At 73.0% G+C, this 11472-nt stretch carries 8 protein-coding genes; 4 read left to right on the top strand and 4 right to left on the bottom strand.

Annotated elements, in window-relative coordinates:
* Positions 1-115: 115 nt before the first annotated feature.
* Positions 116-715 (bottom strand): acyltransferase, encoded by a 600-nt coding sequence (locus tag AC07AZ_RS29670; protein WP_478853100.1) that lies wholly within the window; start codon positions 713-715, stop codon positions 116-118.
* A gap of 486 nt (positions 716-1201) precedes the next feature.
* On the opposite strand from AC07AZ_RS29670, the gene AC07AZ_RS29665 reads away from it, so the two are divergent.
* Both AC07AZ_RS29665 and AC07AZ_RS29660 read left to right on the top strand, forming a co-directional pair.
* Positions 1202-3253 (top strand): phosphocholine-specific phospholipase C, encoded by a 2052-nt coding sequence (locus AC07AZ_RS29665; protein WP_478853098.1) that lies wholly within the window; start codon positions 1202-1204, stop codon positions 3251-3253.
* Positions 3254-3331: 78 nt separating this feature from the next.
* Entirely contained in the window at positions 3332-4147 is an 816-nt protein-coding gene (locus tag AC07AZ_RS29660; protein WP_478853096.1) for an LURP-one-related family protein, read from the top strand.
* A 6-nt stretch (positions 4148-4153) separates the two neighbouring features.
* On the opposite strand, the gene AC07AZ_RS29655 is transcribed toward AC07AZ_RS29660, so the two are convergent.
* Positions 4154-5143, bottom strand: coding sequence for a hypothetical protein (locus AC07AZ_RS29655; protein ID WP_478853094.1), 990 nt, complete (start codon positions 5141-5143; stop codon positions 4154-4156).
* The gene (locus AC07AZ_RS29650) at positions 5140-5937 is read right to left on the bottom strand and encodes a phosphatase PAP2 family protein (protein WP_478853092.1); all 798 of its coding nucleotides are present in this window, start codon (positions 5935-5937) and stop codon (positions 5140-5142) included. The genes AC07AZ_RS29655 and AC07AZ_RS29650 overlap by 4 nt, the downstream gene beginning before the upstream one ends.
* A gap of 250 nt (positions 5938-6187) precedes the next feature.
* Between AC07AZ_RS29650 and AC07AZ_RS29645 the strand changes: the two genes are divergently transcribed.
* The gene (locus AC07AZ_RS29645; protein WP_478853090.1) at positions 6188-6826 is read left to right on the top strand and encodes a TetR/AcrR family transcriptional regulator; all 639 of its coding nucleotides are present in this window, start codon (positions 6188-6190) and stop codon (positions 6824-6826) included.
* Between the two features lie 145 nt (positions 6827-6971).
* On the opposite strand, the gene AC07AZ_RS29640 is transcribed toward AC07AZ_RS29645, so the two are convergent.
* On the bottom strand, positions 6972-7961 hold the full coding sequence (locus tag AC07AZ_RS29640) for a DUF2510 domain-containing protein (RefSeq protein ID WP_478853088.1): 990 nt from the start codon (positions 7959-7961) through the stop codon (positions 6972-6974).
* A gap of 807 nt (positions 7962-8768) precedes the next feature.
* Between AC07AZ_RS29640 and AC07AZ_RS29635 the strand changes: the two genes are divergently transcribed.
* Positions 8769-11453, top strand: a complete 2685-nt coding sequence (locus tag AC07AZ_RS29635) for an ATP-binding protein (protein WP_478853086.1) — start codon at positions 8769-8771, stop codon at positions 11451-11453.
* Positions 11454-11472: the final 19 nt, after the last annotated feature.

Genomic DNA, 11472 nt, shown 5'->3' with positions numbered 1-11472 from the left:
ACCCGGCCCCCCCTGGGTACTAGTGGATTGTGTGCTCACTGTGCACGGTCTGCACCGTTAGCGCACACGTTATGCCTGAAGATGTTCGATGTTTGGCGTTTTTGGGATTCAGCAGTCAGGCCCGTTCGGCGAGTTCGCCGTCCTTCTCCTCGAACAGCGCGCCCGTCTCCGGGCACTCCCAGCCGCCCGGCTCGCCCTCCCGCGCGACCAGCCGGACCCCCGCCCGGCCGACCCAGCCGATCCGGCGCGCGGGAACTCCGGCCACCAGCGCGAAGTCCGGTACGTCCCGGGTCACCACGGCGCCGGCCGCGACCAGCGCCCAGCGTCCGACGCGGACCGGCGCCACGCACACCGAACGGGCCCCCAGCGACGCCCCCTCGGCGACCTCCACCGCCACGGCCTCCCAGTCGCCGCCCCGCTTCAGCCGGCCCTCCGGGTCCACGGAGCGGGGGAAGTAGTCGTTGGTGAGGACCGCCGCCGGGCCGACGAAGACGCCGTCGCCGAGCACCGCGGGTTCGTAGACCAGCGCGTAGTTCTGGAGTTTCACGTGGTCGCCGATCCGCACGCCGGGGCCGACGTAGGCCCCCCGGCCCACGATGCACCCGCTGCCCAGCCGGGCGTCCTCCCGGATCTGGGCCAGGTCCCAGACCGTCGTCCCGTCGCCGATGGTCGCCGTCTCGTCGACCTGGGCGGTCGGCTGGATACTGGAGCTCAACGGGATGAACCTTTCTCCTCGTCGAACGGAACCGGAGACGCCGCCGCCTCGGGCGGTGCCGGTGCCCGGCCGGACGTGTCCGTGCCGGGCCGCCGGATGGTCTGTTAGGCGGACCCCTGTTCGATCATCGTGGCGCCAACGTTCCCATTCCCCGGCCCTCAGAGCCAGGGCTTCGCAGGACAAATCGCGCGCCGGGTACCGCGGGCGGACTGGCCGTCCGCGTCGGCCCGGCCCGCCCGGGGCGGGACGTCGCGTCCGTCGCGCCGGGGGAGGCGCCACCCGCCCGGCCGCGCCACCCGCCCGGCCGGGTCACCTGCTCCGCTCGCGTCGGGCCGCCCCGCACGTACCGCCGACCTTCACACGTGCGCCACCGCACCCTTCCCTGCCGTTCGGTGGTCCTGGAACACTCCTTGCGCGCGCACCCCGTCATGATCAGGCCCTCCGGAGCCGGGTCAGCACATCCCCAAGGCGAGAGGTACCTCACTCATGCCCGACGTCAACCGGCGCCGATTCCTCCAGGTCGCGGGCGCCACAACGGCGTTCACCGCGCTGTCCGCCAGCATCCAGCGGGCCGCCGCGCTCCCCGCCAACCATCGTTCGGGAACGATCCAGGACGTCGAGCACATCGTCGTCCTGATGCAGGAGAACCGCTCCTTCGACCACTACTTCGGCTCGCTGAGAGGCGTCCGCGGCTTCGGCGACCCGCGCCCGGTCACCCTGGCGAACGGCAAGTCGGTCTGGCACCAGTCCGACGGCACGAAGGACATCCTGCCCTTCCACCCCGACGCCGACGACCTGGGTCTCGCCTTCCTCCAGGACCTCCCGCACAGCTGGAACGACGGGCACGCCGCCTTCAACGGGGGCCGGTACGACAAGTGGGTGCCCTCGAAGGGCTCCACGACGATGGCGTACCTGACGCGTGAGGACATCCCGTTCCACTACGCGCTCGCCGACTCCTTCACCGTCTGCGACGCCTACCACTGCTCCTTCATCGGCTCGACCGACCCCAACCGCTACTACATGTGGACGGGTTACACCGGCAACGACGGCAGGGGCGGCGGCCCGGTGCTCGGCAACGACGAGGCCGGCTACAGCTGGACGACGTATCCCGAGCGGCTGGAGCAGGCCGGGGTGTCCTGGAAGATCTACCAGGACGTCGGCGACGGCCTCGACGCGAACGGCTCCTGGGGCTGGATACCCGACGCCTACCGGGGCAACTACGGCGACAACTCGCTGCTCTACTTCGACCAGTACCGCGACGCCAAGCCAGGCGACCCGCTCTACGACAAGGCCCGCACCGGCACCGACGCCCGCAAGGGCGAGGGTTTCTTCGACCGGCTGAGGGCCGACGTGAAGGGCGGCACACTGCCGCAGGTCTCCTGGATCGTCGCCCCCGAGGCGTTCACCGAGCACCCCAACTGGCCCGCGAACTACGGCGCCTGGTACATCTCGCAGGTCCTCGACACGCTCACCGCCGACCCCGCGGTGTGGGCGAAGACGGCCCTGTTCATCACCTACGACGAGAACGACGGCTTCTTCGACCACCTGGTCCCGCCGTTCCCGCCGGGCTCCGCCGCACAGGGCAGGTCGACGGTCGAGGTCGGACCGGACCTGTTCCCGGGCGGCAGCGGCCACCCGGCCGGCCCCTACGGCCTCGGCCAGCGGGTGCCGATGCTCGTCGTCTCGCCGTGGAGCAAGGGCGGTTACGTCTGTTCCGAGACGCTCGACCACACCTCGATCATCCGGTTCGTGGAGCGCCGCTTCGGCGTGCACGAGCCGAACATCTCGCCCTGGCGGCGCGCGGTCTGCGGCGACCTCACCGCAGCCTTCGACTTCTCCCGCCGGGACACCAGACCGGTCGCGCTGCCCGACACCGACGGCTACGAGCCGCCGGACGGCAACCGGCACCCCGACTACGTCCCGGCCCCGCCGGCCACGCCCGCCATGCCCCGGCAGGAACGCGGTCTGCGCCGCGCCCGCCCGCTCAAGTACAGCCCCGTCGTGGACGGTTCGGCGGACACGGCGGCCGGCACGTTCACCCTCACCTTCGCGTCCGGCGTCAAGACCGGCGCCGCGTTCCTGGTCACCTCCGGCAACCGCGCCGACGGGCCCTGGAGTTACACCACCGGGGCCGGCGAGACCGTGTCCGACACGTGGAACTCGGCGTACTCCGGCGGCTCGTACGACCTGACGGTGCACGGCCCGAACGGCTTCCTGCGGGTCTTCAAGGGCCCGAACAAGACCGCCGGGCCCGAGGTGCGCGCACGCCGGGCGGGCGACGACGTCGAGCTGACCTTCACCAACAGGGGGAAGAGCACGGCCCGTCTGCGGGTCGCCGACGGCTACGGCGGCTCCGCCAGGACGTTCACCGTGCGGGCCGGGGCGAGTGTCCGGCACACCGTCGACCTGTCGGCCGGCCTGCGCTGGTACGACCTGACCGTCACCTGCGACACCGACCCCGCGTTCCTGCGGCGTTTCGCCGGACATGTCGAGAACGGCCGTGCGGGGGTGAGCGATCCGGCCCTCGGCGCCCGCTGAAAGGCGGGGTGAAACCCTGGTGAACGGGGTGTCGCCGGGGCTGGTCAGGTACCGGTGGGCTCGGGGTAGTGTGCCCCGGTGACCACCCAATCGAACACACCTGCAGGCTGGTACCCCGATCCGCACGGGGCGCCCCAGACGCTCCGTTACTGGGACGGCGTGCAGTGGACCGACAACACCAACCAGGCCCAGCAGGCCGTCGGGCAGATGCCGCAGCAGTCGGCCGGCCCGGACGCGCGCGTGCAGCGTCAGGTGCAGCAGCAGGCCGGGGTCGCGCCGAGCGGCTCCGGCGGCGGCACCCTGTTCACCGAGCCGGTGCTGGTGGTGAACCAGAAGGCCAAGCTGATCGAGCTGACCAACGAGTACAAGGTCATGGATCAGGCCGGCAACCAGATCGGCTCGGTCGTCCAGGTCGGGCAGAGCCTGCTGAGGAAGATCGTGCGTTTCCTCTCCAGCATCGACCAGTTCATGACGCACAAACTGGAGATCCGCGACGCCCACGGCCGGCCGCAGTTGCTGCTGACCCGGCCGGGGAAGATCGTCAAGTCGCGGGTCGTCGTGACGCGTCCGGACGGGCAGCCGGTCGGCGAGATCGTGCAGAAGAACGTCTTCGGCAAGATCAACTTCGCGATCAACGCGGGCGGTCAGCAGATCGGCGCCATCAAGGCGGAGAACTGGCGGGCGTGGAACTTCGCGATCGTCGACCACGCGGACAACGAGGTCGCCCGGATCACCAAGACCTGGGAGGGCCTCGCCAAGACGATGTTCACCACCGCGGACAACTATGTGCTGCAGATTCACTACCAGTTGCCCGAGCCGCTGCTGAGCCTGGTCGTGGCGACGGCGCTGACGGTCGACACGGCTCTCAAGCAGGACTCGCGCGGGCTCGGCTGAGCCCGTTCACAGGGTGGTGAGGTGCCCCGGCTCCGACTGCCGGGGCAGCAGCGCCGGTTCGGCCGAGGCCGAGCCCGGTTCCAGTGCCAGTACCGCGGCCACGGGGTGCGCCTCGTGGCCGTCGGTGTGCCCGGCGTGCTCGAAAGCGTCGCCGCTCTCGTGGTGCGCGGCCGCCTCGGCGGGAGCCGTCCGCGCCAGCAGCACCACGCCCCAGGACGCGAGTCCGGCTCCCGCCAGGGCCAGCAGTACGCCCGCCGCACCGCCCTGGAGCCGTTCGCCCAGCAGGGCGAGCCCGATCGCCGCGGCGGCCAGCGGGTTCGCCAGGGTGACCATGGCGAGCGGGGCGCCGAGGCCGCCCCGGTAGGCCGTCTGGGACAGCAGCAGACCGCCGGCCGCGAAGGCCGCCACGAGGAGCGCCACCCCGACCACCTGCACGCTGAGCAGTGGGCCCGTCCGGTCGGTCGCGGCGACGGTCACCGTCTGGGTGAGCGCCGAGGCGACCCCGGAGGCGAGGCCCGACGCGCTCGCGTGCCGCAGTCCGGGCTTGGCGCCCGGCCGGGCCAGCGTGCCGATCAACGCGGCCGTCGCTCCCGCGACCGCCAGCGCCTCGGGGACGCTCAGCACGGTGTCGGGTGCCGCCCCGGACGCGGTGACGAGGATCGCGGCCAGGCCGGCGAGGGTGTAGGCCGTGCCCCGCCACTCGTTCGCGGTGACCTTGCGGCCCGCGATCCGCGCGCCCAGCGGCACCGCCGCGACGAGGGTGAGCGCGCCCAGCGGCTGGACCACGGTCAGCGGCCCGTACCTGAGGGCCACGACGTGCAGCAGCGCGGCGGACGCGTTCAGCGCGACCGACCACCACCAGGCGCCGGCCGTCAGCAGCCGCAGGGTGCCCCCGCCGGGGCTGCGCGAGGCCAGCCGCTCCTGGGCGACGGCCGCGGCCGCGTAGGCGACGGCGGAGAAGAGGGACAGGACGACGGCGGTCAGGGTGGCGTTCATCGGGCCGCTCCCACGAGGACGGGCTTCTCGGCCGGTACGAGGGTGTCCTGAGCGCGTCCGGCCGTGGTGGCCGTCCGGTGTGGCGGGTGGATCACCGCGAGGGCGATCCCGAGCAGGGCCGTCGCCGCGAGCGCGTCGAGCCAGTAGTGGTTCGCCGTGCCGACGATCACCAGCAGGGTCAGCAGCGGATGCAGCAGCCACAGCCCGCGCCAGCGTGAGCGGGTGGCCACGATCAGGCCGATCGCCACCATCAGGGCCCATCCGAAGTGCAGTGAGGGCATCGCGGCGAACTGGTTGGAGAGGTGGTCGGTCCGCGGCGGCCCGTACACCGACGGGCCGTACACCCGCGCGGTGTCCACGAGGCCGGTCACCGAGAGCATCCGCGGCGGGGCGAGCGGGAAGAGAAGGTGCAGCACCAGGGCGGCGGAGGTGAGCGCCGCGAGGATCCGGCGGGCCCAGACGTAGTGCGCCGGGCGCCGCAGGTAGAGCCAGACCAGGAAGGCCACGGTGGCCGGGAAGTGGACGGTCGCGTAGTAGGTGTTCGCCAGGTGCGTGAACGTGTCGCCGTGCAGCAGCAGGGACTGCACCGAGCCCTCGCCTGGCAGATGGACGGCGCGTTCGAGGTCCCACACGCGGTGCGCGTTGCGGAACGCCTCGGCGGTGTGGCCCGTGGCCAGCTGCCGGCCGAACTTGTACACGAGGAAGAGCCCTGCGACGAGCAGGAGCTCACGGACGAGCGGTGGTCGCGCTATCGCGCTCGGCTCCGCTTCCGCGGGCTCGGTGCGGGCATGCATCTCCCGACCCCTTCACTTTCACTGACGCTGGTGCGTGTGGTGCTGCCGGTTGTGCTGGTGACCCGGCGGGCCACCTTGAAATCATCGGTACGTCAGCGTACCGATACGCCAGTGTACCGATACGATCGGGTACCGGTACACTGGCGTATCGATAGACGAAGTTCACATCGCCGAAGTGCGCCACACTGGAAGGCGGCGGCCCCCCGGGGCCGTGGGACACGAGCCCGGACACACGTGAGGAGCAGAGCCCATGACGTCGCAGGCCGCGGACGGACCGGACATGGTCGCCGCCACGCGCCGCTCCAAGATCACGCCGGAGCGTGAACGGGAGTTCTTCGACGCCGTGCTCGAACAGATCCGTGAATGCGGCTACGACTCCTTCACCATGGAGGCCATCGCCTCCAGCACCCGGTGCAGCAAGTCCACGCTCTACCGGCAGTGGAAGACCAAGCCGCAGTTCGTCGCGGCGGCCCTGCGCGCCAGCCGCCGGGTGCCCCTCGCCGACATCGACACCGGCTCGCTCGCCGAGGACCTGCGCCAGGCCGCGCGGGCCGTGGGGCAGTGGTCGGGCAAGGACAGCAAGCTGATCGAGGCGCTCGGGCACGCCGTCACCCAGGACCGGGACCTCGCGCAGGCGCTGCGCGAGGCGCTCGTCTGGCCGGAGATCGCCGCGCTCAAGGAGGTCCTGCGCCGCGGGGTCGAGCGGGGCGAGGTCCCCGCCGACAACCCGGCGCTGGAGTACATCCCGGCGCAGCTGTTCGGCATCCTGCGCGTGCGGCCCGTCCTGGAGGGCAAGTACGCCGACCCGGACTACGTGGCCCGGTTCGTGGAGGCCGCCGTACTGCCGGCTCTCGGCCTGTCCGGCGGGCCGGCCCCGGACTCCACCTGATACCCAGGCCGCCGTCCACGGGATGACTGGACGGTGGCCTGCTCGCGCCGCACCGTGGGGACGGGGGCGGCGCGCACCCCCCGGCCGGGTGGGGTTCCTCTTGAGCGGAGAGGCGCCCCACCCGGCCGACCGGTGTGCGGGGCGGTCAGACCTTCTGGCCGGAGCCGCCGCCGGTGGACACCTCGATGCCCTTGGTGACGTCGTCGATCACGGACTGCGTCTGGCCGACGTCGACACCGAAGCGGACGACGACGATCTGCCGCGGGTTCGCGGGGGAGGGGAAGGCGAGCGACTGGACGTAACCGTCCGAGCCCTTGCTCGTGACGGCCTTCCAGCGCACCAGGTAGCCCTTCTGCCCGGCCACCGTCACCGTCTTCGACGCCAGGACGTCGTGCGAGGTGATCGAGCCGTACGTGGTGCCGCCGTAGGACTCCTTCGCGTTCGCCGCGATGTCCGCCTTGGCGACCGCCTCGGCCGTGCTGCCGTTGCTGCCGAGCGCCACCGCCGGCGCCGAGTACGCGCCGCCCTTCGTGCAGGACTTGGAGGTGTCGCCTGGGCACTTGTAGGTGCTCTCGGACGTGATCTGGGCGCCCACCGACATCTGCTGGCCGTACCAGCCGTCCGGTATCGGGATGCTGATCCCGTCGACCGGGTCGGTGACCGATCCGCTCTTGATCTTCGGTGCCCGGGACTGGTCGGGGGAGGGGGACGGGGACGCGCCACCGGAACCGCCCGAGCCGCCGGAACCACCGAAGGGGCCGCCCTGACCGCCGCCGGGACCGCCCTGTCCGCCCGGGCCCTGCTGCGAGGCGGTGCCGCCGCTCCCGCCGTCGTCATTGGACAGCACGTACACGCCGACCCCGATGCTCGCGAGCACCGCCACCGCCACCGCCACGGCTATGCCCGTGCGCAGACCGCGCCGGGAGCCGGCGGGGGCCGGCCCGGCGGGGTGGACCGGGTACGCCGGATGCCCCCCGACGGCCGGCGGCAGCGTCGGGGGACCCCATGCGGCCGCCGATCCCGCGGGACGGGTCTGGTCCGACCATGCCTTGCCGTCCCACCAGCGCTCGGTGGCGGGACCGTCACTTGTCTGTCCGGGATCGGGGTACCACCCGGGGGGAGTCGCCTGCGTCATGCCCCCACCGTATGAGGCGTGGGTGAAAGAGGGATGAGAGGGGCCGCCCGTATCCGAGGCAATCCACGGGCGGGGCGGCCCCGGCGGGGGCGGGGCGGGGTTCCGCCCGGAGGGGCGGCGGGCGGCGCGGGGCCGGGAGAGCGGACCGGCGCCGCCCGGGCACAGCGCTCGCCATCACCGCGGCTCGCCGGCGGCCGGGTGGGTGGGGTGCACCGACCGGTCCAGTCCGGGGGCGGCGAAGGGCGCCGTGTCTCGCCGCCCGGGGGTGCGCGCACGCGCGGCACGACGCGGACGGCGCCCCGCAGCCGAAGGGCGCCGTGTCCCCTTGGCCGGGGGGTGCTCGCACGCGCGGCCGGACGCGGACGGTGCCCCACAGCCGAAGGGTGAGGTGTCCCCTCGGCCGGGGGGTGCTCGCACGCGCGGCCGGACGCGGACGGCGCACCACAGGGCCGTACCGGCCGCCGGCAGCCAGGTGATCGCCGCGCCACGCGCACCCCTGAGGTCGATCACCAGGCCATGTCATTTCTCGTTCCGCCCGGTGTCCCCGGCCAACTCCCGCACACACCTGGCACCCTGAACCGTCAACGCCCCATGCGCATGCAAAAGACACGTCAAGTCGCCGTCACAGTAGCTTTGCTGACTGACAGTCAGTCTGTCCGCCCCCGGTCGTCGCGCCCCCGCGTCCCCCCGCCGTACCCGAAGTCACCCCTGACGGCAACAGGTGACCGGACCGGTCTCCACTTCCGCGGTCGGACGACTACGCTCAAGGTCTGGACGTCGTCCGGGCCGACTTGGGGAGATGGCGGGATGAGCGAGGCAGGGCCCATGGCGGCCGCCCCGGGTTCCCTGTGGGAGCGCGACGAGGAGGTCGCCGCCGTGGAGCGCGCGGTGGACATCCTGTGCGCGGACCGCTCGTCCACCGGCAGCCTGCTGGTGATCAGGGGCGAGGCCGGCTTCGGCAAGACCGCCCTGCTCGCCGAGACCCGGCGCATCGCCGAACTCCGCGGCTGCACGGTGTGGTCGGCGCGCGGCGGCGAGACCCTCAGGTCCGTCCCCTTCAACGTCGTACGGCAGTTGCTGCAGCCGGCACTCGTGTCGCTGCTGCCCGAGGAGGCCCGCGAGTACCTCGGGGACTGGTACGACATCGCCGGCCCCGCCCTCGGCATCGCGGACCCCGGCGAGCGGCAGGCCGACCCGCAGGGCGTGTGCGACGGCCTGGTCGCCGCGGTCCGCCGGCTCGCCGAACGCGACTGGCCGCTGGTGCTGTTGGTGGACGACGCGCACTGGGCCGACCAGGAGACCCTGCGCTGGCTCGCCGCCTTCGCCGAACGCCTGGACGACCTGTCCGTGCTGGTCGTGGTCGCCCGCCGGCCCGGGGAGGTGTCCGGGGAGAGCGCCCGGCTGCTCGAAGCGGTCGCCGCCACCGCGGGCCGCCCCGTCGCCACCCTGAACGCCCTGACCCCTGAGGCGACCGCCGGCCTCACCCGCGCCACCCTGGGCGGACACGCCGACGCCCCGTTCTGCCGCGAGGTCTGGGCCGTCACCGGCGGCAACCCGTACGAGACGGTCGAGCTCCTCGCGAAGGTCCGGGACAGCGAGCTGGAACCGGCCGAGTCCGCGGCGGCCGAACTGCGCGAGCTGAACCGCTCCGCCCGCGGCGGCGGCCTCGTCGCCCGCCTGGAGGAACTCGGCATAGACGCCACCCGGTTCGCCTGGGCGGCCGCCATCCTCGGCACCGGCATCTCCGTCGGCCTGGTGGCCCGCCTCGCCACCATGGGCCGAGACGAGGCGGTGCGCTGCGCCGAACTCCTGCGCTCCGCCCGCATCCTGACCCATCCCGACCCGGCGCACGGCCCCGCCGAGGAGGGCGACCTGGAGTTCGTCCACCCGCTGATCGCCACCGCCGTCTACAACTCCATCCCCGACGCCCTGCGCACCGCCATGCACGGCATCGCCGCCCAGGTCGTCACCGACTCCGGACTCGGCGCCGCGGCCGCCTCCCGCCACCTCCTCCAGGTGCACCCGGACGACGACGAGGAACTCGTCCAGCAACTGCGCGAGGCGGCCCGTGAACACCTCGCCGTGGGCGCCCCCGACGCCGCCCGACGCTGCCTGGAACGCGCCCTGCTGGAGCCGCCGCGCCCCGAGGTCCACGCGATCGTCCTCTTCGAACTGGGCTGCGCCACCCTGCTGACCGCGCCCGCCAGGACCATCGGCCATCTGCGGACCGCCCTCGCCATGCCCGGCCTCGACGGCGACATGCGCGTGGACGCCGTCTTCCGCCTCTCCCAGGCCCTGCTCCACAACGACCAGCTGGAGGAGGCCGTGCGCACGGTCGAGGCGGAGGCCGCCCGGCACGAACCCGGCCCGGCCAGGATGCGGCTCCAGGCCGTGCAGTACATGTGGGAGGGCCTGCACGCCGGGGAGACCAGCTCACCGGGCCGCTCCGAGCGCCTCGCCGAACTCGCCCGTACCTGCACCGGCCGTGACAACTCCGAGCGCGCCCTGCTGATCCTGCGCGGATTCGACGCCATGACCCGCGGTGAGAACGCCGAGGAGGTCGTCGAACTCTCCGACCGCGCCCTCGTCAACGGCCGCCTCGCCCCCGGACTCGGCTGGACCGACACCGAGTGGGGCATCGAACTCCTGCTGATGCTGGCCAACGCGTACGCCTACACCGACCGGCTCGACCGCGCCGAAGCCCTCTACACGGAGGGCCTGCGCGCCTATGAGACGGCCGGCTGGAGCGGCGGCCACCTCGCCCTGGCGCACGCCTACGTCGGGCTCGGCCACCGCAGGCGCGGCCGGTTGCGGGAGGCGGAGACCTCGCTGCGCGAGTCGCTGCGGCTCGCCGAGCGCGTCGGCCGCGGCCTGCCGCTGTACTGGTCGGCGACCTGCAACCTGGTCGACACCCTGCTCGCCCGCGGACATGTCGGGGAGGCGTGGGCGATCGCCGAGCAGTACGGCTTCGCGCCGCCGTACCCGTCGACGATCGTGCTGCCCGACCCGCGGTCCGTACGGGGGCGGCTGCTGCTGGCCGTCGGCCGCACCAAGGACGGCATCAACGAACTGGAGGCCGCCGAAAAGGCGGCGGCCGTGCGCGGCCACCACAACCCGGTGCTCGTCCCGTGGGCCGTGGACCTCGCCCGCGCCCTCGCCACGGAGGACCCGCTGCGGGCCGCGCAGCTCGCCGCCGACGCCCGCCGGCACGCCGAACGCTTCGGCACCGACACCGCGATCGGTGAGGCCCTGCGCTGCGCCGCCGCCCTGGAGACCGGCCAGCGGGCGGTCCGGCTGGCCGCCCAGGCGGTCGCCTACCTGGAGGCCTCGCCCTGCCAGTACGAACACGCGGCGGCCCGGGTCGAGTACGGCATCGCCGCCCGCTCGACGTCCGAGCTCAACCGGGGCCTGGCGCTGGCCCGTTCGTGCGGGGCGGACGGCCTGGTGGCCCAGGCCAGGAAGGTGCTGGAACAGGGCCGCGGACTACGGTGACCCCGCCGGGTGCCGCATC

The sequence above is a fragment of the Streptomyces sp. NPDC043878 genome (genome assembly GCF_056435735.1).
Note: the sequence above shows the minus strand (reverse complement) of the source record. Positions and strands in the feature narration are given on the sequence as shown.

What these genes read in the sequence shown, in the direction of transcription:
- AC07AZ_RS29665 (WP_478853098.1), top strand. Translation starts at nt 1,202, where the DNA reads ATGCCCGACGTCAACCGGCGCCGATTCCTCCAGGTCGCGGGCGCCACA.
- AC07AZ_RS29655 (WP_478853094.1), bottom strand. Translation starts at nt 5,143, where the DNA reads ATGAACGCCACCCTGACCGCCGTCGTCCTGTCCCTCTTCTCCGCCGTC.
- AC07AZ_RS29650 (WP_478853092.1), bottom strand. Translation starts at nt 5,937, where the DNA reads ATGCATGCCCGCACCGAGCCCGCGGAAGCGGAGCCGAGCGCGATAGCG.
- AC07AZ_RS29645 (WP_478853090.1), top strand. Translation starts at nt 6,188, where the DNA reads ATGACGTCGCAGGCCGCGGACGGACCGGACATGGTCGCCGCCACGCGC.
- AC07AZ_RS29640 (WP_478853088.1), bottom strand. Translation starts at nt 7,961, where the DNA reads ATGACGCAGGCGACTCCCCCCGGGTGGTACCCCGATCCCGGACAGACA.
- AC07AZ_RS29635 (WP_478853086.1), top strand. Translation starts at nt 8,769, where the DNA reads ATGAGCGAGGCAGGGCCCATGGCGGCCGCCCCGGGTTCCCTGTGGGAG.